The organism is Agrobacterium sp. fls2-241-TYG-188a, from assembly GCF_030209845.1.
Genome location: NZ_JARVRD010000002.1, coordinates 1356868 through 1383077 on the forward strand (window position 1 = coordinate 1356868; position 26210 = coordinate 1383077).

At 58.3% G+C, this 26210-nt stretch carries 28 protein-coding genes and 1 tRNA gene; 17 read left to right on the plus strand and 12 right to left on the minus strand.

From position 1 onward, the window contains the following. Positions 1–6: 6 nt before the first annotated feature. Positions 7–252 (minus strand): zinc-finger domain-containing protein, encoded by a 246-nt coding sequence (locus tag QRN85_RS13310; protein WP_062589881.1) that lies wholly within the window; start codon positions 250–252, stop codon positions 7–9. Positions 253–403: 151 nt separating this feature from the next. Between QRN85_RS13310 and QRN85_RS13315 the strand changes: the two genes are divergently transcribed. From QRN85_RS13315 to QRN85_RS13330, 4 genes are all read left to right on the plus strand, one after another. Beyond that, positions 404–1186 (plus strand): alpha/beta fold hydrolase, encoded by a 783-nt coding sequence (locus tag QRN85_RS13315; protein WP_284758489.1) that lies wholly within the window; start codon positions 404–406, stop codon positions 1184–1186. Between the two features lie 141 nt (positions 1187–1327). Then, the gene (cysE, locus tag QRN85_RS13320; RefSeq protein ID WP_062589523.1) at positions 1328–2152 is read left to right on the plus strand and encodes a serine O-acetyltransferase; all 825 of its coding nucleotides are present in this window, start codon (positions 1328–1330) and stop codon (positions 2150–2152) included. A 120-nt stretch (positions 2153–2272) separates the two neighbouring features. Continuing rightward, entirely contained in the window at positions 2273–2476 is a 204-nt protein-coding gene (locus QRN85_RS13325; protein WP_062589522.1) for a DUF3126 family protein, read from the plus strand. A 369-nt stretch (positions 2477–2845) separates the two neighbouring features. Continuing rightward, positions 2846–2920: transfer RNA gene (locus QRN85_RS13330), tRNA-Glu, on the plus strand. A gap of 92 nt (positions 2921–3012) precedes the next feature. On the opposite strand, the gene recJ is transcribed toward QRN85_RS13330, so the two are convergent. The 6 genes from recJ to QRN85_RS13360 all read right to left on the minus strand — a co-directional run bounded on the left by recJ (position 3013) and on the right by QRN85_RS13360 (position 8786). Further along, entirely contained in the window at positions 3013–4815 is a 1803-nt protein-coding gene (gene recJ / locus QRN85_RS13335) for a single-stranded-DNA-specific exonuclease RecJ (RefSeq protein WP_284758877.1), read from the minus strand. A 96-nt stretch (positions 4816–4911) separates the two neighbouring features. Next, positions 4912–5112 (minus strand): hypothetical protein, encoded by a 201-nt coding sequence (locus QRN85_RS13340; protein ID WP_156462106.1) that lies wholly within the window; start codon positions 5110–5112, stop codon positions 4912–4914. A gap of 587 nt (positions 5113–5699) precedes the next feature. Then, entirely contained in the window at positions 5700–6188 is a 489-nt protein-coding gene (locus QRN85_RS13345) for a GNAT family N-acetyltransferase (RefSeq protein ID WP_350225070.1), read from the minus strand. Beyond that, positions 6182–7663 carry an Asp-tRNA(Asn)/Glu-tRNA(Gln) amidotransferase subunit GatA gene (gene gatA / locus QRN85_RS13350; protein WP_284758496.1) on the minus strand — a complete coding sequence of 494 codons (1482 nt, stop codon included), beginning with the start codon at positions 7661–7663 and terminating at the stop codon, positions 6182–6184. Before gatA ends, QRN85_RS13345 begins: the two co-directional genes overlap by 7 nt. 60 nt (positions 7664–7723) lie before the next feature. After that, positions 7724–8011, minus strand: a complete 288-nt coding sequence (gene gatC / locus QRN85_RS13355; protein WP_062589519.1) for an Asp-tRNA(Asn)/Glu-tRNA(Gln) amidotransferase subunit GatC — start codon at positions 8009–8011, stop codon at positions 7724–7726. A 70-nt stretch (positions 8012–8081) separates the two neighbouring features. After that, on the minus strand, positions 8082–8786 hold the full coding sequence (locus QRN85_RS13360) for a metal-dependent hydrolase (protein ID WP_062589518.1): 705 nt from the start codon (positions 8784–8786) through the stop codon (positions 8082–8084). Positions 8787–8869: 83 nt separating this feature from the next. Here QRN85_RS13360 and QRN85_RS13365 point away from each other — a divergent pair, with 83 nt between their 5' ends. Next, positions 8870–9172, plus strand: a complete 303-nt coding sequence (locus QRN85_RS13365) for an alkylphosphonate utilization protein (protein ID WP_062589517.1) — start codon at positions 8870–8872, stop codon at positions 9170–9172. Between the two features lie 10 nt (positions 9173–9182). Next, positions 9183–9674 carry a Holliday junction resolvase RuvX gene (ruvX, locus tag QRN85_RS13370; RefSeq protein ID WP_284758498.1) on the plus strand — a complete coding sequence of 164 codons (492 nt, stop codon included), beginning with the start codon at positions 9183–9185 and terminating at the stop codon, positions 9672–9674. On the opposite strand, the gene QRN85_RS13375 is transcribed toward ruvX, so the two are convergent. The 3 genes from QRN85_RS13375 to QRN85_RS13385 form a co-directional block, all read right to left on the minus strand. Next, the gene (locus tag QRN85_RS13375; protein WP_062589515.1) at positions 9614–9943 is read right to left on the minus strand and encodes a DUF6105 family protein; all 330 of its coding nucleotides are present in this window, start codon (positions 9941–9943) and stop codon (positions 9614–9616) included. The two genes, ruvX and QRN85_RS13375, sit on opposite strands and share 61 nt — an antisense overlap. Continuing rightward, positions 9940–10101, minus strand: coding sequence for a hypothetical protein (locus QRN85_RS13380; RefSeq protein ID WP_162726695.1), 162 nt, complete (start codon positions 10099–10101; stop codon positions 9940–9942). The genes QRN85_RS13375 and QRN85_RS13380 overlap by 4 nt, the downstream gene beginning before the upstream one ends. Before the next feature lie 202 nt (positions 10102–10303). After that, entirely contained in the window at positions 10304–10957 is a 654-nt protein-coding gene (locus QRN85_RS13385) for a TetR/AcrR family transcriptional regulator (protein ID WP_112963643.1), read from the minus strand. Positions 10958–11357: 400 nt separating this feature from the next. On the opposite strand from QRN85_RS13385, the gene QRN85_RS13390 reads away from it, so the two are divergent. Then, entirely contained in the window at positions 11358–11483 is a 126-nt protein-coding gene (locus QRN85_RS13390; protein WP_284758501.1) for a hypothetical protein, read from the plus strand. A 32-nt stretch (positions 11484–11515) separates the two neighbouring features. On the opposite strand, the gene QRN85_RS13395 is transcribed toward QRN85_RS13390, so the two are convergent. Beyond that, on the minus strand, positions 11516–13168 hold the full coding sequence (locus QRN85_RS13395) for an acyl-CoA dehydrogenase family protein (RefSeq protein ID WP_062589511.1): 1653 nt from the start codon (positions 13166–13168) through the stop codon (positions 11516–11518). Between the two features lie 155 nt (positions 13169–13323). Here QRN85_RS13395 and QRN85_RS13400 point away from each other — a divergent pair, with 155 nt between their 5' ends. The 4 genes from QRN85_RS13400 to dprA are packed head-to-tail and all read left to right on the plus strand — an operon-like array spanning position 13324 to position 17376. Further along, complete coding sequence (locus QRN85_RS13400; protein WP_284758504.1) at positions 13324–14265, plus strand: aspartate carbamoyltransferase catalytic subunit; 942 nt, start codon at positions 13324–13326, stop codon at positions 14263–14265. Beyond that, entirely contained in the window at positions 14262–15548 is a 1287-nt protein-coding gene (locus QRN85_RS13405; RefSeq protein WP_284758506.1) for a dihydroorotase, read from the plus strand. The genes QRN85_RS13400 and QRN85_RS13405 overlap by 4 nt, the downstream gene beginning before the upstream one ends. Before the next feature lie 32 nt (positions 15549–15580). Beyond that, the gene (gene plsY / locus QRN85_RS13410) at positions 15581–16198 is read left to right on the plus strand and encodes a glycerol-3-phosphate 1-O-acyltransferase PlsY (RefSeq protein ID WP_062589508.1); all 618 of its coding nucleotides are present in this window, start codon (positions 15581–15583) and stop codon (positions 16196–16198) included. A 35-nt stretch (positions 16199–16233) separates the two neighbouring features. Further along, entirely contained in the window at positions 16234–17376 is a 1143-nt protein-coding gene (gene dprA, locus QRN85_RS13415; protein ID WP_062589506.1) for a DNA-processing protein DprA, read from the plus strand. Here the strand turns inward: dprA and QRN85_RS13420 are convergent. Further along, complete coding sequence (locus QRN85_RS13420) at positions 17329–17559, minus strand: hypothetical protein (protein WP_082469771.1); 231 nt, start codon at positions 17557–17559, stop codon at positions 17329–17331. The two genes, dprA and QRN85_RS13420, sit on opposite strands and share 48 nt — an antisense overlap. Before the next feature lie 263 nt (positions 17560–17822). Between QRN85_RS13420 and topA the strand changes: the two genes are divergently transcribed. The 6 genes from topA (at position 17823) to rpmG (ending at position 25473) form a co-directional block, all read left to right on the plus strand. Next, positions 17823–20540: a type I DNA topoisomerase gene (topA, locus tag QRN85_RS13425; RefSeq protein WP_284758508.1), complete on the plus strand. Its 2718-nt coding sequence runs from the start codon at positions 17823–17825 to the stop codon at positions 20538–20540. Continuing rightward, positions 20537–22885, plus strand: a complete 2349-nt coding sequence (rnr, locus tag QRN85_RS13430; RefSeq protein WP_284758510.1) for a ribonuclease R — start codon at positions 20537–20539, stop codon at positions 22883–22885. The genes topA and rnr overlap by 4 nt, the downstream gene beginning before the upstream one ends. A 28-nt stretch (positions 22886–22913) precedes the next feature. Continuing rightward, a complete protein-coding gene (locus QRN85_RS13435) occupies positions 22914–23348 on the plus strand; it encodes a DUF983 domain-containing protein (RefSeq protein ID WP_062589503.1) in 435 nt (144 codons plus the stop codon). Positions 23349–23363: 15 nt separating this feature from the next. After that, entirely contained in the window at positions 23364–24035 is a 672-nt protein-coding gene (locus QRN85_RS13440; RefSeq protein WP_244475512.1) for an NUDIX hydrolase, read from the plus strand. Between the two features lie 8 nt (positions 24036–24043). Next, a complete protein-coding gene (locus tag QRN85_RS13445) occupies positions 24044–25216 on the plus strand; it encodes an MFS transporter (RefSeq protein WP_284758512.1) in 1173 nt (390 codons plus the stop codon). A gap of 89 nt (positions 25217–25305) precedes the next feature. Continuing rightward, positions 25306–25473: a 50S ribosomal protein L33 gene (gene rpmG / locus QRN85_RS13450; protein ID WP_003496403.1), complete on the plus strand. Its 168-nt coding sequence runs from the start codon at positions 25306–25308 to the stop codon at positions 25471–25473. Positions 25474–26210 lie beyond the last annotated feature (737 nt).

Genomic DNA, 26210 nt, shown 5'->3' on the forward strand with positions numbered 1-26210 from the left:
TGTGAGTTAAGCTGCCTTAACGTGGAAGACGCAGCCGGGCGGGTTTGTCTGCGTTGCCTTCAGCGACGGATTGTAGCGGTACAATGTCGAGCAGTAGGAACAGACCTTTTCGTTGTCATCGCCCATATCGATGAAGATATGCGGATGATCGAAAGGAACGGACGCGCCCGTGCACATGAATTCCTTGACCCCGATTTCGATTGCGCTGTGTCCGCCATCGTTCTGGAAGTGGGGAATGGTATGACCGGCCATGTTCGTCTCCAAATGCAAAATCGTGATTGAGCCATGCTCTGCTTTTGCGGATATGTAGCGCCAAATGCGCGCCACCTCCACAGAAAACATTGCAGAATCTGTTCAACCTTGCGATTTCCTGACATATGCTGCGCCAAAAAGGATGTCCTTGATGAATCTCAATGTTCCGCACTATTCTCACTTCCTTCGCGATGGCGTTCAGCTTTCCTATTTCGATGAGGGCGACCCTTCCGGTGCGCCGGTGCTGCTGATTCACGGCTTTGCCTCCAGCGCAGCCGTCAACTGGGTGCATCCCGGCTGGGTAAAGACTTTGGGAGAAGCCGGTTACCGGGTCATCGGCATCGATAATCGCGGACATGGCAACAGCGACAAGCCGCATGATCCAGACGCTTATTACCCCGCCATCATGGCGGATGATGCGGTTGGCCTGTTGAACCATCTCGGCATTCCTCAGGCGCATGTCATGGGTTACTCCATGGGCGCGCGCATATCCGCCTTCGTCGCCATGGCGCATCCTGAGCGCGTTCAGTCGCTGGTCTTCGGTGGTCTTGGCATCGGCATGGTGGATGGCGTGGGCGATTGGGACCCGATTGCCGAAGCCCTGCGCGCCCCCTCGCTCGATGTCGTCACCCATGAACGTGGCCGCATGTTCCGCGCCTTTGCCGACCAGACCAGGAGCGACCGTATTGCGCTTGCCGCCTGCATCGAAACGTCCCGCGTACTCGTCACCCGCGAAGAGGCGGCAAAAATCGATGTCCCGACATTGATTGCCGTCGGCACGAAGGATGATATTGCCGGTTCCGGCCAGGAGCTTGCCGATCTGATGCCACATGCCAGGGCCATTGATATTCCCGGACGCGACCATATGCTGGCCGTGGGTGATCGTGTGTTCAAGGCGGCGGTTCTGGAGTTTTACCGGGGTATTGCTGAATAATTGCCTGGCAGGCGAATCATTTTCCAAAAAGCTTTCAGAAAAACTGATGCTTTCGCGTCTTTAACCGCGTTGTTAAATCACCATTTCAAGGTGACGAATTTTTCTGTATAAAAGAACGGCACCAATCAAGGGAGACCAGTCATGGTCGCACGCACAGAGGCACGCCAGCAGGATCAGCTTTCCGTTGTCGATCCCATCTGGGGAAGTTTGCAGAATGAGGCAAGGGCAGCGGCAGCGCAGGATACCCTCCTCTCCGCTTTCTTCTACTCGACCATTCTGAACCATCACTCCCTGGAAGAATGCGTCATCTACCGTATCTGTGAGCTTCTCGACCATCCCGACATGCAGTCGGTCCTGTTGCGACAGACTTTCGAGGAGATGCTCGAAGATTGGCCGGAATGGGGCGCTATCCTGCGCGTCGATATTCAGGCTGTCTACGACCGCGACCCCGCCTGCACCCGCTTTATCGAGCCGGTCCTCTACTTCAAGGGTTTCCACGCCATCCAGACACACCGCCTGGCCCACTGGCTGTGGAACAAGGGGCGACGCGATTTTGCGCTTTACCTGCAAAGCCGGTCCTCAAGCGTTTTCCAGACCGACATCAATCCGGCTGCGCAACTTGGCAAGGGCATGTTCCTTGATCACGCTACCGGTCTGGTGGTAGGCGAAACGGCGGTCATCGGCGACAACGTCTCCATCCTCCATGGTGTCACGCTGGGCGGCACCGGCAAGGAAGGCTCGGATCGCCATCCAAAAATCCGCAGCGGCGTTCTCATCGGCGCTGGCGCCAAAATTCTCGGCAACATCGAGATCGGCCATTGCTCGCGCATTGCCGCAGGCTCCGTCGTGCTCAAGCCCGTACCGCCCAATGCCACGGTCGCAGGCGTACCGGCCAAGGTGGTTGGTGAGGCTGGCTGCAGGGAGCCTTCCCGCATCATGGACCAGATCGTCGGCGCAGACATCTAGGCCTGCGGACAATCGCTTCGCGTCGGTGTGGATCACAGCGACGTTTTTTCGCCTAGACTTTACTTTCGCCTTTAAGCCATGCCAAAAGCGGCGCAACGTGAACCGCACAGGAGAACAGTGGTGAAAGCCGAAGAAATCAAAAAGCTCGACGCCTATTTCAAGCGCACCTTCAGCGACAAAATGGTTGTGAAGGCTCGTCCGCGCAAGGACGATTCGGCGGAAGTGTATATCGGCGAAGAATTCCTCGGCGTCGTATATCTCGATGACGAAGACGGTGACCGCTCCTACAATTTCTCCATGGCGATCCTCGACGTCGACCTCTAGGCACCATTCGGTGACATTAGAATTTGAAAGCCGCTCGCCAGCAATATTGGCGGGCGGCTTTTTTGTTTGGAATGCTGAAAGCCTGCTCCGAAATTTTCCTGCAAACGCTCTGGAACAATTCCTGCGTTGTCCCGTTATTCGCTCGTCCCCCGACGAAGCGTGGGATTTAAGAGCACTGGGACACCCCCCTGATTCCCGTCTTAAATCCCACGCTTTCCCCCTTCCCCCGATTTTTCTCGTCAGACAAACGCCAGGCTTTCCACAGCCAGCGGCTCCGTTTTTAAAAAAATGTCATCGAAATGCAAAAAAGTGGAAATAGGCGCTTGCGGAGAATCCGGTGCCTGACTATAAGGGCGCCACACAGCGTACGCGCCCTTCGTCTATCGGTTAGGACGTCAGATTTTCATTCTGAAAAGAGGGGTTCGACTCCCCTAGGGCGTACCACTCTCCCAATAAAATCATTGCAATACAGACGTTTCTTAAAGTGAAACGTAAACGCCGACGCATCATGAGTTGGCGGGGCTAAGCGTTACAGTTTACGACGCGATAGCGGCATCAAGGATGCGCAGTTGAACCCGGCGTTGCCCCTGCCATTGTTCCGCACCCAGCGTTCCCGCAACATGGATCTGGCGACCGCGCGATGACATCAGCATCTGTCCGAGCGGCGCATCGGCTGCACGGAAGGCGATCCCATCAAGCCGGGAGCCATCCAGAGCTTCAAGAGTAATCTTTACATGCGACGTGCCGACAATGCGGACATCACGCAGACGATGGGCAGGAACGGCGAAAATAGGCTGGGAGTGGCCGGAGCCGTAGGGACCTGCCTGCTCCATCTGCTCGACAAGCGCAAGCGTCGCACCTGAGGCACCAATCGCTCCGTCGATCTTCAGAACACTGTTCTCAACCAGCTGAGAGACCGTCTTCTGGGCGGCCTCCTCAAAAAATGTACGCAGGCGCCCAAGATTGGCGCGTTCTACCGTCAGTCCCGCCGCCATGGCGTGCCCGCCACCCTTGACCAGCAGCCCGGCATCGACAGCGTTGCGCACCATGCGACCCATGTCGAAACCGTTTATGGAGCGCCCTGACCCCGTGCCCTTGCCCTGCGAATCCAGTGCTATGGCGAATGCCGGACGGCGGAAGCGATCCTTGAGACGCGACGCCAGCAAACCCACGATGCCCGGATGCCAGTTCTCCCGCGCCGTGACGATGACGCCAGCGCCGGAACCGTCTCCATATTCATAGAGGGCCTCTGCCTCCGCCTCCGCCAGCATGGCGGCTTCCATGGCCTGACGTTCGCGGTTCAGCTCATCCAACTGCTCGGCAATAACCTCAGCCTGGGCTTCATCATCAAGCGTCAGCAGACGGCTACCGAGTGCGGCATCACCGATGCGGCCACCGGCGTTGATGCGCGGGCCGACAAGGAAGCCGAAATGGTATGGCGTGACCGGTCCGCCCAGACCCGCCTTCTTGAACAGAGCGGCAAGCCCCGCATTCTTCATGTGGCGCGCGGCGATCAGACCCTTCACCACATAGGCGCGGTTGAGGCCCTTGAGCGGCACCACGTCGCACACCGTCGCCAGGGCAACGATATCCAGATAGGACAGGAGATCGAGCATATAGGCGCGGCTGTCCCGCTGGTCTTTCAACAGGCGCAGCGTGGCAACGAGAACGAGAAACACGACGCCAGCGGCGCACAGGTGCCCCTGCCCGGACAGATCGTCCTCGCGGTTGGGATTGACCAGCGCCACCGCAGGCGGCAACTCTGTCCCCACCTGGTGATGATCGATCACGACAACATCCGTTCCGGCATCGCGCGCAGCGATGAGCGACTCGCGACTGGTGGAGCCGCAGTCCACGGTTATGATGAGCGTTGCCCCATTGGCTGCAAGCTGCTGCATGGCGGCGGGGTTGGGACCATAACCTTCGAAGATGCGATCTGGAATGTAGATCGTCGGCTCCAGACCGAAATGGTGCAGAAACCGATACATCAGCGCCGAAGACGATGCGCCATCGACGTCGTAATCCCCGAAGATCGCGACCTTCTCCTGACGCTGGATGGCGGCTGCAATACGCGCCGCAGCCTTTTCGCAATCCGTCAGAGAATGCGGATCGGGCATCAGCGAACGGATCGTGGGATCAAGAAAAGCAAGTGCGTCATCAACGCCGACACCGCGCCCGGCAAGAACGCGCGCGACGAGTTCCGGTATGCCGTGAACCTGTGACATGGCCAGAGCGCGGTTTTGCCCGGCCTGATCAAGCCGTGACATCCACTTCTGCTCCGTCGCCGACCGCTCCACACCGAGAAATGCTCTCGGCACGGCATCGACCGCTTCAATCATCACCATGCTTCAGCTTATCCATTCAGCCCGCTTGTCCCCATACGGGCTAAAGGCCGAAACCGGCTTTTTCAAGTGTTAATCTCAGCCCGAGCTGACTTACCACAGAGGTGCGAAGATGATGACGGCAAATCCGCAAACGACAGAGGCGACAAGACACAGTGCTCGCCAGTCTCTCTCCTGCGCCTCGATCTCGAATTCCAGACTGCGCAGATTGTCGTTTGCACCGACACGGCGCGGTTTTCGGCTGGTTTCGGGACGCACCAAATGGTCGTCCTTGAACATGATCGTTGATTTCACGGTCGCGCCTCCCTTCGCTTGGTGAACTGTTTCGAATATACCATCAACGCCTGGGTTTTTCAAAAGTTTCGATGTCAAAAATCGCGCCAGAATGCGCGCACAACAACGAATTCACGCGGCAGAAAACCACCCGTGTTAGAGCTGTTGATCTGAGAGCACACGCGGATGGCGGTTGGTCTCTTGGTGTCTTTGGTCTGTAGCTGCGCATCCGCGTGGCTTCAGTTCCGTCATTCCTTCGCTGCCCCGCCAAACCAGCCTTCGCGTGCCTGTTGGGGTGACGAGCCTGCCGCGTCGTGAATGATCGCGGCTTGCCCGTCCCTTTCGTTCATTACAGAGCCTCCGCCTGCATCCGAGCCGTGAATGGTCTCGCATACCGGTGTCCGCACTCCTGCCTTGACGCGTCCTGTCTCCGGCCAAAAACCGAACCCGTCTACTTCCTGTCCGCAAGCGGCTCGCGATCCGCTGCTTCAAGAAAGCCGGTGAATTTTAAGCCGGCCCGGCGGGGTGTGAATGAAATGCAGAAAATAATTTTTGAAGGTCTGAGAAACACCGCCAGAAGCACATGGAAATGGCAAATCGGCGGTGCGCTACAGCACCTTTTCCAGCCGCACTTTCGGCAGCTCGATCTGCATGTGTTCCGACCAGCTGGTGCCACTCCAGACGATCTCAAATCCGCATCGCTCATAGAGCTTGATGGCATTCTCGTTTCTGGCATGGGTCGCGATCTTTGCGATGGGGATATCCGCCCCGCGCATTCGGTCGAGGAAGTGCTCGACCAGATGTCGCCCGATCCCACGGCCCTGCCATTGGGGATGCACCCATATGTCGGAGATATAGTCGGGCGCACCTTCGCGGGCACCCCAACCAACGACCACGCCGTCCAGCTTGACAATGGCAACATCGCTTGAGGCTTCAAGGGCGAAACTCTCAAACGCCTTGCGCACGCGCTCGATCACCGCCGGATCGAGGTGGGTATCCCTAAAGGCACCGCTGGATTGCCAGGCCGCAAAACCCACAAGGGCGACCGCTTCGCGATCGCCCTCGTTCAAATCGGTAATGTAAGCTTCGGTTACCACCACTTCGCGGGGGTGAACTTGCCCGCTGCCTGCTCGATTGCGTGAGCCGTCTTGAAGAGGGTCTCTTCTTCAAATGGCTTGCCAATGAGCTGGAGGCCAAGCGGCAGGCCCTTGCCGTCCAGACCTGCTGGAACCGAAAGGCCTGGAAGCCCCGCCATGTTGACGGTGATGGTGAAGACGTCCTGCAGGTACATCTTGACCGGATCTGCAGCCAGTTCCTTGTCGCCAATCTCGAACGCAGACGATGGCGTGATCGGGGCCAGGACGGCATCGACGCCTTCGTGGAAAACATTCTCGAAGTCGCGCTTGATCAGCGTGCGGACCTTCTGCGCTCTGAGATAATAGGCGTCATAATAACCGGCCGAGAGAACATAGGTGCCGACCATGATACGGCGCTTGACTTCCGAGCCGAAGCCGGCGGCCCGGGTCTGCTCGTACATGTCGGCAATGTCCTTGCCGTCGACGCGAAGGCCGTAGCGAACGCCATCGTAGCGGGCCAGGTTGGACGAGGCCTCGGCGGGCGCAACGATGTAATAGGCTGGCAGAGCGTATTTCGTGTGCGGCAGCGAGATATCGACAATCTCGGCACCAGCATCCTTCAGCCATGCAATGCCCTGCTGCCAAAGTTTTTCGATTTCTTCCGGCATGTTGTCGACGCGGTACTCCCTGGGAATACCGATCTTGAGGCCCTTCAGGGACTGGCCGATAGCCTGTTCGTAATCGGGCACGGGCATATCGACGGATGTCGTGTCCTTGGCGTCGACGCTTGCCATGGACTTCAGGAGAATAGCGGCATCGCGCACGTCACGCGCAATTGGACCAGCCTGATCGAGCGAGGAAGCAAAGGCGACAATGCCCCAACGCGAGCAGCGGCCATAGGTTGGCTTGATACCGACCGTGCCTGTAAAGGCCGCGGGCTGACGGATGGAACCGCCGGTATCGGTAGCGGTGGCACCGGCGCAAAGATGCGCTGCAACCGCAGCAGCCGACCCGCCGGAGGAGCCGCCGGGCACGAGACCCTTGTCCGAACCATTGGCGCGCCACGGATTGACGACCGGGCCGTAATAGGAGCTTTCATTGGACGAGCCCATGGCGAATTCGTCCATGTTGAGCTTGCCGAGCATGACCGCGCCCGCATCCCACAGGTTCTGGGTTACGGTCGATTCATAGGTGGGCTTGAAGCCGTCAAGAACATGCGAGCAAGCCTGGGTATGGATATCGCGAACCGCGAAAAGATCCTTGACGCCGAGGGGAATGCCTTCCAGAGCGCCCGCTGTTCCACCCGCACGTCTTTCATCGGAGGCCCTGGCCATGTCGCGCGCCTTTTCAGGCGTGGTTGCCACATAGGCATTCAGCTTTTCATTGGCGGAATCGATGGCAGACAGATAGGCATTCGTCAGTTCAACAGACGTAAATTCCTTGGCATCAAGCTTATCGCGCGCTTCGGCAATGGTCAGGCTGGTCAGGTCGGTCATATCGGCACGGCTTTCGAAATATTTTAAGATCGGACGGGCGGGAGAAACCTTCGATAAGGCTTACTCAACCACCTTCGGGACGAGGAAGAAGTTGCGGTCTGTCGAGGGAGCATTGGCAACGATGGTATCGGCCTTGTTGCCGTCATTCACCTCGTCGGTGCGCTTCTTCATTGCCACTGGCGTGACTGACGTCATCGGCTCCACGCCATCGACATTCACTTCCGAAAGCTGCTCCACAAAACCGAGAATGCCATTCAACTGACCAAGCATGATGTTGGCCTCTTCTTCGTTGACGGCAATACGGGCAAGATGCGCAACGCGCTTCACGGTGGCTAGATCAACGGACATGGTGCGACTCCGGACAAGAATTTTCCTACCCGCTATAATCACCATGTCCGTTCTTCGCAACGGTAGAATGTCAGAACGACAGTGTCTGCCCTACGCTCGGCGTATCGACGCGCGTTTCAGAGCCTTCCATTCCATTCACGAATTTTTCCGGCGTCTGTTCGATGATCGGGAACGAGCCATAGTGACACGGGATGACATTGCGGAACTTGAAGAAACGCTGGCAGGCCAGTGCCGCAACAGCGCCGCCCATGGTGAAGCGATCACCAACGGGCACAAGGCCGATATCGGGCTCGTGCAGCTCATTGATGAGAGCCATGTCCGAGAAGATATCCGTATCGCCCATATGGAAAACGGTCGGGCCATCCTCGAAATGCAGCATCAGGCCATTGGCATTACCAAGCGCGTGGGAAACGCCGTCTTCGGTAATCTGGGCGGAGGAATGAAGTGCGTTGGTGAAGGTGGCCGAAAAGCCATCAAAGGTGACTGTGCCGCCGGTATTGCCCATTTCCAGCTTCGAAACGCCCTTGGAGCCGAGCCATGCCGCGAGATCGGCATTGGCCAGAACTGTTGCGCCAGTGTCTTTTGCCAGCTGGATGGTATCGCCCACATGGTCGCCGTGACCATGGGTTAGAAGAATATGGGTAATGCCGCTGGCGGCGTCCTTGGCATCCTGACCGGCAAAGCCGGGATTTCCGGTGAAAAACGGGTCGATGAGGATTTTTGCCTTGCCGGTTTCAAGCCGAAACGCGGAATGGCCAAGCCAGGTAAGTTTCATGAAGTTCTCCTTTGTATTGAAGATATATTATGACATAGGACGGGCCAGACAACCGGCAGCCTCAAATATTTGGACACAGCACCGTGGCAACAGATGACGACGAATATGTGTATGACGAAGCCACGGGTGAATGGCGCCCCGCATCGGAAGTTGCAGCCCAGGCCGCAAAGGCAAATGAAGTGCGCGACGCCAGCGGCACGCTGCTTGTGGACGGCGATTCGGTAACGCTGATCAAGGACTTGAAGGTCAAGGGCGCTGGAACGACCCTGAAGCAGGGCACCGTCATAAAATCCATTCGCCTGACAGACAATCCCGAAGAAATCGATTGCCGCCACGATGCCATCAAGGGCCTCGTGCTGCGCACGGAATTTGTTCGCAAACGCTGAGACGAGACCCATGGCGACGCTGACGATCGAAGAACTTCCAGCTTTTCTTCAGGCCGGACAGGCCATTGCAGGGCTGGACCTCGGCACCAAGACGATCGGCCTTGCCATGTCCGATCTATCGAGACGCTTCGCGACCCCTCGCCCCGTCATCAAGCGTATAAAATTCACGCAGGATGCGCAGGTTCTGCTGGAATTTGCCCAGAAGGAAAAAGTAGCGGCCTTCATCATCGGTCTGCCCATGAATATGGACGGCTCCTCCGGGCCGCGCGTGCAGGCAACACGCGCCTTCGTGCGCGCCATGAGCGAAAAGACCGAGCTGCCGTTCGTCTACTGGGACGAGCGGCTTTCGACTGTTGCCGCCGAACGCGCGCTTCTGGAAATGGATGTGTCTCGTGCCAAGCGCGCAGAGCGGATCGATTCCGCCGCCGCCAGCTTCATTCTTCAGGGAGCCCTGGACAGGCTTTCCGCACTTGGCAGAGTACCTGATGTCTTCGAAGACTGATTGCCGCGCCACCAGGCGACAAGCGACTTGCGCTTGCGAAAGCCGATGAGTGCGAACACGATGAGGCTATCCACCACAATGGCACGGGCAACCAGCGGCGGGATAGTCTCTGGCGGAATGCCAAGCACGTTTCCGTAAATCTGGAAAACGAGGTCATGCGCCTGCCGGGTGAGCATGAAAATGCCGAAGCTCATGTCATTGTAGGAAAGGCTGTACCAGCTGCCGAGAAGAACAATCGGGCCTGCCCAGAGGATGAGAAACCACTTCATGCGACCTGCTCCCGTTGAAAGCCGGCAGCGGGAACGGCAGCCAGAACAGCCCAGCGCAGGCAGGCCATGAGGCACAGATTGACCGTTGGCGCATCAATGTCCAACGGCAGCATTGCGAAGAACGTCATCATGACGATCAAGGATATCCAGCGGGTCACGGCGGTTCCTTTTCACACGTCCACGGACGCATGGTTAACAATCTCTTAACACAATGATCCCGGCCGTCATCCTGGGCAAACGGAACTTGCTGTTATGGTTAACGAATGCCCGAAGGCTGTGGAAAAGTCATTGTGTAAGGCGCAGAACGCCACGGGGTGCCGGTTGGCTCCCTTAATATTCGTATTTTCTAATATTAATTGATCAGCCGTAAACGCCGCGCACGATTCGCTTCACCGCCGTTCCAATCTTGTCCCAATCCTTCTCGTTTTTCAGCGCAACGCCGGCAAACTGGCCGTTGGTGGCTCCCGCTATGACAAGGTGCTGGATGGCGGCAAAGATGACGGCATTGACGGCGGCGGTATCGACGTTTTTCGGGGCTTGTAGCGATCCGCGCATTCGATCCAGCCATTTGGCAAGCGCCTTTGCCCTGGCATCGGCCAGTTGCTTGACCTGCGGCGTGTTCTCCGACACTTCCCACGCAATGATCTTGCACACCAGCGGATCGCTGCGCAGCGCCTCGATGTAATAGATCGCGAGACGCTCCATCAGATCGCCGTAGGTGAGCAGAAACATGCCGCCCGTATCCTCGGGAATGCGCTCCTTGACCCACGAACCGAGATCCGCGCCGATGGCTGCGACCAGACCCTCCAGACCGCCGAAATAGCGATAGATCAGTTGCTTGTCGCACCCGGCCCTGCGCGCCACGGCATTGATGCCGAAGCCCTGAAACCCCTCTTCCGCCAACAGGCTTTTGGCGGCTGCGAAGATGGCCTTTTCGGTGGCGGCGCGATCCTTGACGCGCTTTTCCGGCGTCGATGACGCAGTCAGGGCAACATTGCCATCGATGGCCAGCATATCAGGCGATTCTCCAAGTGGTGACGTGACCAAAGGAGTTAGCAAAGGGTTAATTTCCGAGCAATGCGCGGCACCGCGATGACGCGAAGGTAGCTGTGGATGAAGCCTGCAACTCTTCCTAAATCGGCACTGTCAGAGTATCGTTTCAACTTTCTGGCGAAACATGATTTCAATAAATGTCTGTTATCCACAATGAACGCACAAAGCTGCTTGCAAACTCTCTCGATAGAACATCGACCGCCTGCGTTGTAGCTGGGCTTATCGCTCCTGCGGCAAGTATTGCCAATCCCACCTCCGGGGCTGCGACACTGTCCGTCGGTGCAGCAGTCGGAACAGTGATTTGGCTTTTTGCGGCAGTTGCACTACATTTATTGGCGAGACGCACCCTTGGAGGGCTGAGATGATGACTGGTATGGAAATCTTCTTTTACGTTGCCTTGCCGGTAAGTATCGTAACAGCGGGCTGGATCGCCGTTCGGCTCAACGAACGCAGCGACAAGAAAACCCGTCTCCACCCTGGCGAATAAACTAGCTAGACTGTTTTTTTGATACGCCCGTGTTACGCCACAGGCGGATACAGCAAGTCTATGATGTAGGTCGGGTCGAAGCGGCTATCGAGCATACCATAGGTGTGGCGCCAGCCGCCTGCCAGGCGGGTTTCGAGAAAGGCGTCTGCGATGCGGCCCGCACCGATGCGGCAGAGTTCGGCGGCGGCGGCGGCGAGAGCGAACTGTTCGACAAGCAGACGGGCAGCCCCTTCATCGCGTTCGCACAATGCGATTGCCGCGCGCAGCACTTCGGTGGTCTTTTTGCCGGATGGACCGAGATCACGTTCCAGCGTTTCGAAAACCAGATCGAACAGATCCTTGCCGCGCTGAAGCACGCGCAGCACATCCAGCGCCATGACGTTGCCGGAGCCCTCCCAGATGGCGTTGACAGGGGCTTCGCGGTAATGGCGCGCAATCGGGCGGTCTTCGACATATCCGTTGCCGCCAAGGCTTTCCATGGCTTCATAGATCAGTGCCGGCGCAATCTTGCAGCACCAGTATTTGACGATGGGTGTCATGACCCGTGCATAGGCCGCTTCCGCCGGATTGTTGCGAGCAGCGTCGAATGCAGCCGCAAGGCGGAACGAGAGCGCGGTCGATGCGGCGACATCCAGCGCCATATCGCCCAGAACGCGCGTCATCACCGGCTGGCTGACCAGCGGTTTGCCGAAGACGTTGCGGCCACGGGCAAAGTGTACAGCTTCCGCCAAGGAAGCGCGCATCATGCCGGACGAAGCCAGCGCGCAATCCAGCCGCGTCAACGTCACCATGTCGAGGATGGTGCGGATACCGGCACCGGGATCCCCCAGGAGATAGCCGAATGCGTCGGAGAATTCGACTTCGGCAGAGGCATTGGAGCGGTTGCCGAGCTTGTCTTTCAGGCGCTGGAAATGCAGGCCGTTGGCAGAGCCATCTTCCAGAAAACGCGGAACGAGGAAGCAACCCATGCCTTCGCCCATCTGGGCCAGCATGACGAAGCCATCGCTCATCGGCGCAGACAGGAACCATTTGTGGCCTGAGAGGCGATAAATGCCCTCGCCCACGCGTTCCGCCGTGGTGCGGTTTGCGCGCACATCCGTGCCGCCCTGCTTTTCCGTCATGCCCATGCCGATGGTAACGGCGGTCTTCTGCATGGCGGGCTTTTGCGACGAATCATATTTGCGCGAGAGGATCTTCGGCGCCCATTCCTTCTGCACCCGTGGCGAAGCCATCATCGCAGCGACCGACGCATGGGTCATGGTCAGCGGACACAGATGGCCCGCCTCAAGCTGCGAGGTGAGATAGAACTTGGTAGCGCGCGCCTTGTGCTCGTTGCCGCGCGTTTCTGGCGTATTTTCCCAGGCGCTGCTGTGCAGACCCGATGACATGGAACGGCGCATCAGTGCGTGCCAGGCCGGGTGAAACTCCACCTGATCCAGCCGTTCGCCGCGCGGCCCATGGGTGTGCAGCTTCGGCGTGCTGACATTGGCCATACGCGCCAGTTCCTGCGCCTCGGAAGAGGTGACATAGCGTCCGATCTGATCGAACTCATCACGCAACGGGCGCGAAAGACTGGAGGTCAAATCCACGATCAACGGGTCTGAGCGGTAGGCATTGATGCCGGACCAGAGGCTGGGCTGGTTCAAATCGGCAAGCTGTTCTTCGTTCCGGTTCATATTCGTCATCGCGTGGCTATATCGGGATTCGCATTTTATTGCATGTATTAGGTCTGGCACGGCTTATCCCATGCTTGCCGACAAAGCCACCTGTCTTTATAGACCCGGTGACTAAAGCGAGCAGCATTGCCAGATGCTCTATTGCGACCCGGAGGACATATTCCATGGTCTATTATCCCCACCGCCACCTGCTTGGCATCAAGGGGCTTTCCCATCAGGATATCACCACTCTTCTCGACAAGGCCGATGAGGCGGTGAAAATAAGCCGTCAGCGCGAGAAGAAGACGACGACCCTGCGTGGTCTGACCCAGATCAACCTGTTCTTCGAAGCATCGACGCGCACGCAATCATCCTTCGAACTGGCGGGCAAGCGGCTGGGCGCTGACGTGATGAACATGTCGGTCGGCAATTCATCCGTCAAGAAAGGCGAAACGCTGATCGATACGGCCATGACGCTGAACGCCATGCGCCCGGACGTGCTGGTGGTTCGCCACTCCTCGGCTGGTGCCGCCGCCCTTCTTGCGCAAAAGGTGGCGTGCTCGGTGGTCAATGCCGGTGATGGCCAGCACGAACACCCGACACAGGCGCTTCTCGACGCTCTCACCATCCGCCGCGCCAAGGGCACGCTGTCGGGCATGACGGTGGCAATCTGCGGCGATGTTTTGCATTCGCGCGTTGCCCGCTCCAACATCATTCTCCTGAACCAGATGGGTGCGCGGGTGCGTGTGGTGGCACCACCGACGCTTCTGCCATCAGGCATCGGCCAGATGAGCGTGGAAGTCTATCACGACATGAAGGAAGGTCTCAAAGGCGCTGATGTCGTGATGATGCTGCGCCTGCAGCGTGAGCGCATGTCCGGCTCCTTCGTGCCTTCGGTGCGCGAATATTTTCATTATTACGGGCTGGATGCCGAAAAGCTGAAAGCCGCCAAGGAAGACGCGCTGGTGATGCACCCCGGCCCGATGAACCGCGGCGTCGAAATTGCCTCCGAAGTGGCCGATGGCCCGCAGAGCGTGATTGAAAGCCAGGTGGAAATGGGTGTGGCCGTGCGCATGGCCGTTATGGAAACCCTTCTTCTTTCGCAAAATCAGGGAGAGCGCGCATGAGTACCGTTCTCAAGAATGTCCGCATCATCGATCCTTCCCGCAATCTGGATGAGGTCGGCACGATCATCATCGGCGCTGACGGCACTATCCTGGCGGCTGGCAAGGATGCGCAGAATCAGGGTGCGCCCGAAGGCGCTGTAGTGCGCGACGGACGCGGCGTGGTTGCAGCACCCGGTCTGGTGGATGCCCGCGTCTTTGTGGGTGAGCCCGGTGCGGAACACCGCGAAACCATCGAATCCGCTTCACGCGCTGCGGCAGCGGGTGGCGTGACCAGCATGATCGTGATGCCGGATACCGATCCTGTCATCGATGATATCGCGCTGGTGGAATTCGTGAAAAAGACCGCACGCGACAAGGCGCTGGTGAATATCTATCCGGCAGCGGCACTGACAAAGGGTCTGCGCGGCGAGGAAATGACCGAATTCGGCATGTTGCGCGAAGCCGGGGCTGTTGCCTTCACCAATGGCCGCAAGGCCATGCCTGACACAGCCGTGCTGCGCCGCGCGATGACCTATGCCCGGGAACTGGGCGTGGTGATTTCGCTTGAGACCCGTGACCCCTATATCGGCCATGGCGATATGAATGAGGGCCTGTTTGCAAGCTGGCTCGGGCTTTCAGGCATTCCCCGCGAAGCCGAAATCATTCCGCTGGAGCGGGATTTGCGCATCGCCGCGCTGACCCGCGCCAACTACCACGCCGCCAAGATTTCCGTGCGGGAATCGGCCGAGGCAATTGCCCACGCAAAATCGCGCGGCGTAAAAGCCACCTGCGGCATTTCCATCAACCATCTGACGCTGAACGAGAACGATATCGGCGAATATCGCACCTTCTTCAAGCTCTCTCCACCGCTGCGCTCGGAAGACGATCGCATGGCGATGGTGGATGCTCTGAAGAACGGCACGATCGATATCATCGTCTCATCGCACGACCCGCAGGACGTGGACACCAAGCGCCTGCCGTTTTCGGATGCGGCAAGCGGTGCGATTGGTCTGGAAACCATGCTTGCAGCGGCCCTTCGGTTGTATCACAGCGATCAGGTGCCGCTAATGCGCCTAATCGATGCGCTCTCCACCCGCCCTGCCCAGATTTTCGGGCTGGACGCGGGAACGCTGAAGGTGGGCGCGAAGGCGGATATCACGCTGATCGATCTTGATGAGCCGTGGCTGGTTTCCGAAAAGAACCTGGTTTCCAGGTCCAAGAACACACCATTTGAAGATGCTCGCTTTACCGGCCGCGCCGTTGCAACCTATGTTGCGGGCAAGCTGGTGCATTCCGCACAATAAGACCAAATAGACTGGATTGAGGGGACCTTTCCATGACCGAATTGACTGTTTGGGAGACTGCGCCGGCCCTGCTCGCGCTCGCGGCTCTGGTGGGATACCTGCTCGGCTCCATTCCCTTCGGGCTGATCCTTACCCGCGCCGCAGGACTGGGTGACGTCCGCAAGATCGGCTCGGGCAACATCGGCGCGACAAATGTGCTGCGCACCGGCAACAAGAAGCTGGCCGCCGCAACATTGCTGCTGGATGCGCTCAAGGGCACAGCTGCCGTTCTCCTCGCAAACGCCCTTTGGGGTTACGAGGCCTCACTGGTTGCAGGTTTCTTTGCCTTCCTCGGTCATCTCTTTCCAGTGTGGCTTGGCTTTAAGGGCGGCAAGGGCGTTGCGGTCTATATCGGTGTCCTCTTGGGGATTGCGCCCATCATGATGCTGGCTTTCGCGGCAGTCTGGCTGGCAACCGCCTTTATTACGAAATATTCCTCCCTGTCCGCATTGGTTGCAATGCTTGTCATCCCGGTTGCAATGTGGCTATTAGGCCCGCACAAGACGGCGCTGGCGGTGACGCTGCTCAGCATCATTTCCTGGTACATGCACCGGGAAAACATCAAGCGCCTGCTTGCGGGAACGGAAAGCAAGATCGGCAAGAAGGGCTGAGACGGGGGCGTCTCGTCCGGTTCGGGGGACGAGACATGGGGACAGAAGGCGAGACAAGACGCGGCATCCCGCTGACGGACAGGCAGCGCGTGGCATGGTTGCGGCTGATCCGCAGCGACAACATCGGTCCTGTCACCTTCCGTGAACTCATCAACCACTTCGGCAGCGCGGAAAAGGCGCTGGATGCATTGCCGGATCTCTCCAGGCGTGGCGGCTCTGCCCGCAGCCCGCGCGTCGCCTCTCCTGCCGAAGCCGAACGTGAAATCGAAGCCGCGGCAAAATTCGGCGCCCGCTTTGTCGGGATTGGTGAGCCCGATTATCCGCCTGCTCTGCGTGAAATCGACGGTGCGCCGCCGATCATCTCCATGAAGGGCTCGGCGTCACCCGCGATCCGCCCTTCCCTTGGAATTGTCGGCTCACGCAACGCTTCCATCAACGGCGCAAAATTTGCCGCCATGCTGGCGCGGCAGTGCGGTCAGGCCGGGTACACCATAGCTTCGGGCCTTGCCAGAGGCATAGATGCGGCAGCCCACGCCGCCAGCCTCTCCACCGGCACGGTTGCCATGCTCGCCGGCGGGCTGGACAAGCCCTACCCGCCTGAAAACCTGCGGCTGCTGGACGATATCTACGCCAATGGCGGCGCAACCATCAGCGAAATGCCCTTCGGCTGGGAGCCGCGCGCACGCGATTTTCCCCGTCGAAACCGGTTGATCGCGGGCGTATCCATGGGCGTTCTCATTGTTGAAGCGGCGGATCGCTCCGGCTCTTTGATCACGGCACGTCTGGCCGGCGAATTCGGACGGCTGGTCTTTGCTGTTCCCGGATCTCCGCTGGACGCGCGTTGCCACGGCACCAACCGGCTGATCAAGGACGGCGCCATGCTGGTAACGGAAGCCAGGGATATTCTCGATGCCCTGCGACCAATGATGGAGCCGACCCTGCCCATTCAGCACATTGCCAAGGAAGGCCGCGACGATGTCGAGATATCGCCACCGGGTGACGACGATCGCAGCATCATTGCTTCCGCCCTTGGGCCCTCGCCCGTGGAAACGGACGACATTATTCGCCACACCGGACTTCCAGCAGCAACTGTCTATCTCGTGCTGCTGGAGCTCGATATCGCGGGCCGACTAAATCGGCATTCCTCGGGGCGAGTTTCGCTTATTATGGCCGGCTGAGAGTTTGCGCCGACCTGTCTGGATATCCGTGGCCTCAATATAGGCCATTTCTATCAGGTAACATAACATCTCCGCACCCTCGCGCTCCGCAACAAAGCGCAGCTCAGCGAGAATTTGCCTGATATAGGCGAGACTTTCAGATGTCTGTAGATCCTTGCTCTGGTTGCTGTCTTGTGCACTCACGACAATGGTAACCTCAATTAAACCTGAATAATGGCGACACTCAAAAAGGCGTATCACTTCAATGGGGCAACCATAGCTTGTTTATCTATAATTGCAAATGAGAATTTCGTCCCCGATAGGTTGCATCTGGATGTTATGGCAGAAAAACGCCACTTGCCTCTTGACCCAAACGCATTACCTGTCCATGTCGAAATAAAGGGCGCCCTTTCGCAGATCGAAAATCGCAGGGCATGTTTAACGGGCAAGTTCCGAAAGAAGAAAATATGAATGTCGTCGTCGTAGAATCACCGGCAAAAGCCAAGACGATCAACAAGTATCTTGGCCCAGGCTACAAGGTGCTTGCATCGTTCGGCCACGTTCGCGATCTGCCCGCGAAAGACGGGTCCGTGCTGCCCGACGAGGACTTTGCAATGTCCTGGGAAGTCGATCCGGCCTCGCAGAAGCGCATGAAGGAAATTGCCGACGCCGTAAAAGCCTCCGACGGCCTGTTTCTCGCAACCGACCCTGATCGCGAAGGTGAAGCGATTTCCTGGCATGTTCTCGACCTCTTGAAAAAGAAGAAGGTGCTGGGCGACAAGCCGGTAAAGCGCGTCGTGTTCAACGCCATCACCAAGAAGGCCGTTCTGGATGCAATGGCCGATCCGCGTGACATCGACATTCCCCTGGTGGATGCCTATCTCGCACGCCGGGCGCTGGACTATCTCGTCGGCTTCAATCTTTCCCCGGTTCTCTGGCGCAAGCTGCCCGGCTCCCGCTCTGCCGGTCGCGTGCAGTCCGTATCGCTGCGGCTGGTCTGCGATCGGGAATCGGAAATCGAACGTTTCGTTTCCGAGGAATACTGGAACATCTCGGCGCTGTTGAAGACGCCGCGCGGCGATGACTTCGAAGCGAGACTCGTGTCTGCCGATGGCAAGCGCCTTCAGGCCCGCGCGATCAAGACCGGAGACGACGCAAACCGCCTCAAGACCCTGCTGGAAGGCGCGACCTACAGCGTCGATACGGTTGAGGCAAAGCCAGTCAAGCGCAACCCCGGCCCTCCCTTCACCACCTCCACGCTGCAGCAGGCGGCCTCATCCCGCATGGGCTTTTCGGCGTCGCGCACCATGCAGGTGGCACAGAAGCTTTACGAAGGGATCGACATCGGCGGCGAGACCGTGGGTCTCATTACCTATATGCGTACCGACGGCGTGCAGATGGCACCTGAGGCCATAGAGGCCGCCCGTCGCGCCATTGGCGACCAGTTTGGCGACAGATATGTGCCTGAAAAGGCGCGGTTCTATTCGACCAAGGCCAAGAACGCGCAGGAAGCGCACGAAGCCATTCGCCCAACCGATTTCAGCCGCACGCCCGATCAGGTAAAAAAGTATCTCGATGCCGACCAGTTGCGCTTGTACGAGCTGGTCTGGAAGCGCGGCATCGCCAGCCAGATGGCATCTGCCGAAATCGAGCGGACCACTGTCGAAATCCTGGCTGAGAACAAGGGAGAGAAGGCAGGGCTTCGCGCTGTCGGCTCTGTCATTCGCTTCGATGGCTTCATCGCCGCCTATACCGATCAGAAGGAAGATGGCGAGCAGAGCGACGACAGCGAAGATGGCGGACGTCTGCCGCAGATCAACGCAAATGACGATCTTGCCAAGCAGAAGATCAACGCCAGCCAGCACTTCACCGAGCCGCCACCGCGCTATTCCGAAGCATCGCTGATCAAGAAGATGGAAGAGCTCGGCATTGGCCGTCCTTCCACCTATGCAGCAACGCTGAAGACGCTGAGTGACCGCGAATATATCATTGTCGACAAGCGCAAGCTCGTGCCGCATTCACGCGGACGGCTGGTGACTGCTTTCCTCGAAAGCTTCTTCACGAAATATGTGGAATACGACTTCACCGCCGACCTCGAAGAAAAGCTCGACCGCATCTCGGCTGGCGAGCTGGACTGGAAGCAGGTCCTTCGCGACTTCTGGAAGGATTTCTTCGCCCAGATCGAAGACACCAAGGAACTGCGCGTTACCAACGTACTGGATGCACTGAACGAAGTTCTGGCGCCGCTGGTCTTCCCCAAGCGCGAAGACGGTTCCGATCCGCGCATCTGTCAGGTTTGTGGCACCGGCAACCTTTCGCTGAAGCTTGGCAAATACGGCGCCTTCGTCGGCTGCTCCAACTACCCAGAATGCAACTATACGCGGCAGCTGAATTCGGATGGCGCAGAGGCTGAAGCCGCTGCGATCAACGAACCCAAGGCGCTGGGTGCAGACCCCCACACGGGCGAAGAGCTGACCTTGCGTTCCGGCCGTTTCGGACCCTATATCCAGCGCGGCGAAGGCAAGGAAGCCAAGCGCTCCTCGCTGCCGAAGGGCTGGAAGCCCGAGGATATCGACCACGAAAAGGCACTGGCACTCATCAACCTGCCGCGCGATATCGGCAAGCACCCCGAAACGGGCAAGATGATTTCCGCTGGCCTTGGTCGCTACGGACCGTTCCTGATGCATGACGGTGGCTATGCCAACCTGGAAAGCATCGAGGACGTGTTCTCCATCGGGCTTAACCGCGCCGTGACCGTGATTGCCGAAAAGAAGGCAGCGCCGGGCCGTGGGCGCTCTTCCACGCCGGCGGCGCTGAAGGAACTGGGTGACCATCCGGACGGCGGTGCGATTACGGTTCGCGACGGCAAATACGGCCCTTACGTCAACTGGGGCAAGGTCAACGCCACCATTCCAAAGGCGCAGGCACCCGACACGGTGACGCTTGAAGAGGCGCTTGTGCTGATTGCCGAACGCATTGCCAAGACCGGAACGGGCGCCAATGGCAAGCCTGTGAAGGCCAAGAAGGCGGCAGCACCGAAAAAGGCCGCCAAGGCGGATGCCGCCGATGGCGAAACGAAGACCAAGGCCAAGCCGAAGGCAGCCGCAAAGAGCAAAACGGCTGCAAAGCCGAAAACAGCTGCCAAACCCAAGGCGGCACCAAAAGCAAAGAAAGCAGAATCTTGAGCAAAGCACCGCGTAAAACACCCGGTTCTGCGGGAGATGGCTTCGGCCGAACCGGACGCGGGAAAAAAGTTCTGGAATCTCAAGGCATCATTCACGGCGAGGTTCCTCCCCGCGACGTGCTGCTGAAATTCATTGCCGAGCATCCCGATCAGGCTTCCAAGCGGGAAATTGCCAAGGCTTTCGGGCTGAAGGGTGAGGCCCGCATCGTGCTGAAGGCTCTGCTGAAAGAGCTGGAAACCGACGGTATGCTGCACAAGAGCCGCAAGTCGCTGATGCGACCGGGCGGTCTTCCGCCGGTTACCGTGCTTGATATCACCACACGCGACAAGGATGGCGGCCTGATTGGACGGCCAGCCGAGTGGCCGGAAGATCAGGGCGCGGCGCCTGCGGTCTCGATCCGACAGTCTTCGGCAGATCGTCACAAGGGCAAGACGCCGGTCGGCGGCATTGGCGACCGTGTGCTGGCCAAGATCTTCCCATCCAAGGAAGTTGCCGGACCGCCCTATACCGCTCGCATCATCAAGCTGATCGATCGCCGACAGGGCGCGTCCTTGGGCGTCTTCAAGGAAACACCCGGTGGTGGTGGACGCCTGATGCCGATCGAGCGTCGCGGCGATGAAATGGTCATCGATCCCGATGGCGTGGGCGATGCCAAGGACGGCGATCTGGTCGAGGTCGAAACCTCCCGCAACAGCGGCCGCTATGGCCTGCCGCGCGCCAAGGTCCTCTCTGTCGTCGGCTCCGTGGCGTCTGAAAAGGCAATCTCGATGATTGCCATTCACGCCCATGGCATTCCGCACATCTTCCCGCAGGACGTTCTGGCGGCAGCCGATGAGGCCAAGCCCGCGACGATGTCGCACCGTGAAGACTGGCGCAAGCTGCCGCTCATCACCATCGATCCGGCGGATGCCAAGGACCATGACGACGCCGTCTATGCAGAGCTGGACCCCTCGCCTGATAATCCGGATGGCGTTATCGTCACCGTCGCCATTGCCGATGTATCCTGGTATGTGCGTTCCGGCTCTGCGCTGGACCGCGAGGCAATGAAGCGCGGCAATTCGGTCTATTTCCCTGACCGCGTCGTACCGATGCTGCCGGAGCGGATTTCCAACGATCTCTGTTCGCTGAAGGAAGGCGTCGACCGCCCCGCGCTTGCCGTGCGGATGGTGTTTTCCAAGGAAGGCCGCAAGGCCAGCCACACCTTCCACCGCATCATGATGAAGAGCGCGGCAAAGCTCTCCTACCAGCAGGCGCAGGCCGCCATCGACGGCAATCCCGACGACAAGACCGGCCCTATGCTGGAGCCTATCCTGAAGCCGCTGTGGCACGCCTACGAAGTGATGAAGATCGGTCGCGACCGTCGCCAGCCGCTTGAGCTGGACATGCCGGAACGCAAGATCATCCTCAAGGCCGATGGCACGGTGGACCGCGTGCATATTCCCGATCGTCTCGACGCCCACAAGCTGATCGAAGAGATGATGATTCAGGCCAATGTCTGCGCTGCCGAAACGCTGGAAGTGAAAAAGCAGCGGCTGGTCTACCGCGTCCATGATGCGCCGACGATCGCCAAACAGGAAGTGTTGCGCGAATTTCTGAACACGATCGGCTTTTCGCTGGCCAAGGGTGGGCAGGTTCGCGCCAATTCCTTCAACGGGATTCTGGCGCGTGCTCTGGATACGCCGCATCAGATCATGGTCAACGAGATGGTCCTTCGCTCCCAGAGCCAGGCCATCTACAGCCCTGAGAATATCGGCCACTTCGGGTTGAACCTGATGAAATACGCGCATTTCACCTCGCCGATCCGCCGTTACGCCGACCTCATCGTGCACCGTGCACTGGTCGGTTCGCTCGGCTTCGGCGAAGGCGGCATCACGCCCCAGGAAGAGGCCACGCTTGACAATATCGCAGCGGAAATCTCCACCTTCGAGCGGCGCGCCATGGCAGCCGAACGCGATACCGTCAACCGTCTGATTGCCCACCACCTCTCGCAGCGCGTGGGCGAGGAATTCGAAGGTCGCGTAGGCGGTGTCACCAAGGCGGGACTTTTTGTCGCGCTGCCACAGTTTGGTGCTGACGGATTCGTCCCTATATCTACCCTGGGGACGGACTATTACATCTATGACGAGGCCCATCAGGCCCTGACAGGTGAAAAGACCGGACTTGGTTACCAGCTCGGTGACACGGTGAAGGTACGTCTGGCAGAGGCCGTTCCGCTGGCCGGGGCGTTGAGGTTCGAGATTTTGAGCGACGGCAAGAAGATGCCGACGGCGACGCGCTCCTTCCACAAGACCACACGGCGCAGCGGGCCGACGCCAGGGACAAGACCGCCGCGAAGACGCAGATAACTGCCAAAAGGCATTTAAGGACAAACCCATGACGACGACAGAGACAGTGCAGTATGGTGGAAAACCGGAAGAACGTCCGCTCGGCCGCTCGATCATGCGCGGCATTCTCAGCCGCTGTCCGGCCTGCGGCAGTGGTCGCCTTTTCCGTGCCTGGCTGAAGCCGGTGGACGCCTGCGCTGCCTGTGGCGAAGACATGCACCACCAGCGTTCCGACGATCTTCCGCCATACATCTCCATCATGATCCTCGGCCACGTTGCCGTGGGCGGCTTCATGATGACCGACACCGTGTTTATCGTGCCGATGTGGGTCCATTTTGCCATATGGGTGCCGATTACGATCCTGGTTGCACTCTTGACGATCCAGCCGATCAAAGGCGGTGTCATCGGCCTGCAATGGGCCTTGAGAATGCACGGCTTCGGGAATGAGCCTGAGAAAAAGCAGATCGACGGATCGTCCCACTGAACTGGCAGAACACAAGTGTCATCTGATAGTCCTGCGGGAAAATCCCCTTACCTGCGTCCGAAGGACGCCGCATCGATCCTGATCTTCGACCGTTCGACCTCCGACCTTCGTGTGCTGATGGGAAAACGGTCGAGTGCGCATGTCTTCATGCCCGATGTCTATGTTTTTCCCGGCGGCAGGCGAGACCCTTCAGACCGCACCCTGCCCTATGGTGCGGATCTGCATCCGACCGTAATGAGCAATCTTTTGCGGGCAACATCGCGTCCGCTGAGCGAAACGGGCGCACGCGCGCTTGCTCTGGCTGCGCTGAGGGAGCTGCAGGAGGAAACCGGCCTGCGGTTTCGCAAGGATGGGCAGGAACAGGACCGGCCTGATCTGGCCTCCCTGCGGTTCGTCGCCCGCGCGATCACGCCGCCCGGCAGGGTGCGGCGGTTCGATACCCGTTTCTTCTGCTGCTTTACCGACGAGGCCGGCATAAACCCGGCTGATGCGATGGCCTCGGAAGAGCTGGAAGACCTTGCATGGCTTGACATCGAGACCGCATCCGGTGTGAACATGGCACCCATTACACGCATGGTTCTCGAAGATGTCACAAAGTTCATGATAGGTGATCCCTCCATACAACTCGAAAGCCCGGTGCGACAATATTTTGAGCGTCGTGGCAGTTTCATTCGTGGCTTTTTATAAAGGTCTCCATGCCCCATCCGAATTGCGACGCCGACGATATTCACTGGCCCTCGCTCATCGCCGCCATCTCCGCAATCAGCGCCGTCGGTATAGCCATCGGGCTTGGCCTGCCGCTGCTTAGCATCATTCTTGAGAAGCGTGGCATCTCATCTAGCATGATCGGCCTCAACACCGCCATGGCGGGTGTGGCAGCCATGATTGCCGCGCCTATCACCAGCCGTCTGGCACATGAATTCGGGGTCGCGCGCACGATGATGACAGCCGTCGTCATATCCGCGATCAGCGCGCTCGGCTTTTATTTCGCCGAAGCCATCTGGATGTGGTTTCCCTTGAGAATCGTCTTCCATGGCGCCACGACCATGCTGTTCATCCTGTCGGAATTCTGGATCAATGCGGCAGCACCACCCAAGCGTCGGGGCCTGGTGCTGGGCATGTATGCGACAGGCATGGCCGTGGGATTTGCGGGTGGTCCGCTTCTGTTTTCGGCCATCGGCAGCGAGGGGATCACCCCCTTCCTGATTGGCTCGGCAATCATCCTGCTGGCGGCCATACCCATCTTTCTGGCACGGCACGAAAGCCCTGATCTCGACGAGAAGCCCAACCACCATTTCGTGCGCTATATCTGGCTCGTGCCAATGGCTTCAGCCGCAGCCTTCGTCTACGGCTCCGTGCAGGCTGGCGGGCTGTCTCTTTTCCCCATCTATGCAACGCGCGAAGGCTTCACCGAATCGCAGGCCGCATTGCTGCTGACGGTCATGGCCATCGGCAACATGGCATTTCAGATCCCCATCGGAATGCTGTCAGACCGGATCAAGGACCGGCGCATCCTTCTGGGCCTCATGGCGCTGACGGGCGTCATCGGCACGCTTGCACTGCCCTTGCTGGTGGATAGCTGGGTGCTGCTGTCATCGCTGCTGCTGCTCTGGGGTGGCTGCGTGTCCGGCATGTATACGGTTGGACTGACGCATCTGGGCTCGCGACTCGTCGGTTCAGACTTGGTTGCCGCCAATGCAGCTTTCATTTTCTGCTACGCGGTGGGCACGATTGCAGGGCCGCAAACGGTGGGTATTTCCATGGATTTCCTCGGCACAGACGGCTTTGCCTGGGCTTTGGCCATGTTTTTCGCCCTCTATGTGGTTCTTTCCATTGCGCGTTCGGTTTTCGGATCAAATCGGACTTGACTTTTCAGGCGCGATCCGTAGTTTCGCGCCAGATTTAGCCGGAGCCACACAGCTCCGCGGCTTCACTATTTGTTAAAGGCAGGACGACCATGGCGAAAGCTACAACAATCAAGATCAAGCTGCTGTCGACGGCCGACACCGGTACTTTCTACGTCACCACTAAGAACAGCCGTACATTCACGGACAAGATGACGAAGACGAAGTACGACCCGGTCGTACGCAAGCACGTTGAATTCAAGGAAACGAAGATCAAGTAATTTCCTTTGCATCCCATGCACAGAAACGCGCCCTTGTGGCGCGTTTTTTGTTTTCAGGCTCTCGCAACATTCCAGCTAGCTACGCCAGTTTGCGTCGCAAGTGAAATCGCGGGGCAAAGAATGATAATGATTGTGGGTGTGAATGCAGCGCCGGTTGGCGGACTAGAAAAGTGGGTCGACCGGGACAGCTAGGACAGCACGAGGAACCGTTCATTAGCGTCGCCGGTCGACCACCCCAAGACCCAGGAGATGCGGCGGACCTGAGCACCATGGGGTATTCGAAGGATTGGCCCTCCATCTGGAAAACCAGCCGTCTAGTACCTTTCTGACAGGTTGTCCCACTTAAAGTGTGACAAGTGCAGAAGTTGTATTCTGAAAGTAAGTGTCGCGTATCAAGTGAAGAAAATCAACAAATTATTAATGCAGAACCGAGTTCACCGCGAAATATGGTTAAATATCCAGCCTTGGGACAGAGGAATAACTAAAATACGCCAAAACAATACACAATTAGCCCCTTAGTTTTGAAGGGTTTTGATTGTTATTATAAAATAATAATTTCTAATCTACTTGACGACCTGTGGTTGCCATCAAGTCTCAGAGATGGCGTCATCGGGTATGACAGGCGTCAACGGGCTTTTAACTATAGAAATATCCCGACGAATTTCTCCGCCATCGCAGCAGGCCGCGCAGTATCGGGAATTATTCTTCCAGTTTTGACAGATCACAAATGCGATATC

Bases quoted from the DNA above. Each gene is read 5' to 3' on its own strand.
- QRN85_RS13445 (WP_284758512.1), top strand. From the start codon at position 24,044: ATGCCCCATCCGAATTGCGACGCCGACGATATTCACTGGCCCTCGCTC.
- gatA (WP_284758496.1), bottom strand. From the start codon at position 7,663: ATGACCGACCTGACCAGCCTGACCATTGCCGAAGCGCGCGATAAGCTT.
- topA (WP_284758508.1), top strand. From the start codon at position 17,823: ATGAATGTCGTCGTCGTAGAATCACCGGCAAAAGCCAAGACGATCAAC.
- QRN85_RS13385 (WP_112963643.1), bottom strand. From the start codon at position 10,957: ATGCTGGCCATCGATGGCAATGTTGCCCTGACTGCGTCATCGACGCCG.
- QRN85_RS13400 (WP_284758504.1), top strand. From the start codon at position 13,324: ATGGTCTATTATCCCCACCGCCACCTGCTTGGCATCAAGGGGCTTTCC.
- QRN85_RS13435 (WP_062589503.1), top strand. From the start codon at position 22,914: ATGACGACGACAGAGACAGTGCAGTATGGTGGAAAACCGGAAGAACGT.
- QRN85_RS13360 (WP_062589518.1), bottom strand. From the start codon at position 8,786: ATGAAACTTACCTGGCTTGGCCATTCCGCGTTTCGGCTTGAAACCGGC.
- QRN85_RS13390 (WP_284758501.1), top strand. From the start codon at position 11,358: ATGATGACTGGTATGGAAATCTTCTTTTACGTTGCCTTGCCGGTAAGT.
- dprA (WP_062589506.1), top strand. From the start codon at position 16,234: ATGGGGACAGAAGGCGAGACAAGACGCGGCATCCCGCTGACGGACAGG.
- QRN85_RS13310 (WP_062589881.1), bottom strand. From the start codon at position 252: ATGGCCGGTCATACCATTCCCCACTTCCAGAACGATGGCGGACACAGC.
- QRN85_RS13395 (WP_062589511.1), bottom strand. From the start codon at position 13,168: ATGACGAATATGAACCGGAACGAAGAACAGCTTGCCGATTTGAACCAG.
- gatC (WP_062589519.1), bottom strand. From the start codon at position 8,011: ATGTCCGTTGATCTAGCCACCGTGAAGCGCGTTGCGCATCTTGCCCGT.
- QRN85_RS13315 (WP_284758489.1), top strand. From the start codon at position 404: ATGAATCTCAATGTTCCGCACTATTCTCACTTCCTTCGCGATGGCGTT.
- plsY (WP_062589508.1), top strand. From the start codon at position 15,581: ATGACCGAATTGACTGTTTGGGAGACTGCGCCGGCCCTGCTCGCGCTC.
- ruvX (WP_284758498.1), top strand. From the start codon at position 9,183: ATGGCGACGCTGACGATCGAAGAACTTCCAGCTTTTCTTCAGGCCGGA.
- QRN85_RS13405 (WP_284758506.1), top strand. From the start codon at position 14,262: ATGAGTACCGTTCTCAAGAATGTCCGCATCATCGATCCTTCCCGCAAT.
- rpmG (WP_003496403.1), top strand. From the start codon at position 25,306: ATGGCGAAAGCTACAACAATCAAGATCAAGCTGCTGTCGACGGCCGAC.
- QRN85_RS13375 (WP_062589515.1), bottom strand. From the start codon at position 9,943: ATGAAGTGGTTTCTCATCCTCTGGGCAGGCCCGATTGTTCTTCTCGGC.
- cysE (WP_062589523.1), top strand. From the start codon at position 1,328: ATGGTCGCACGCACAGAGGCACGCCAGCAGGATCAGCTTTCCGTTGTC.
- recJ (WP_284758877.1), bottom strand. From the start codon at position 4,815: ATGATTGAAGCGGTCGATGCCGTGCCGAGAGCATTTCTCGGTGTGGAG.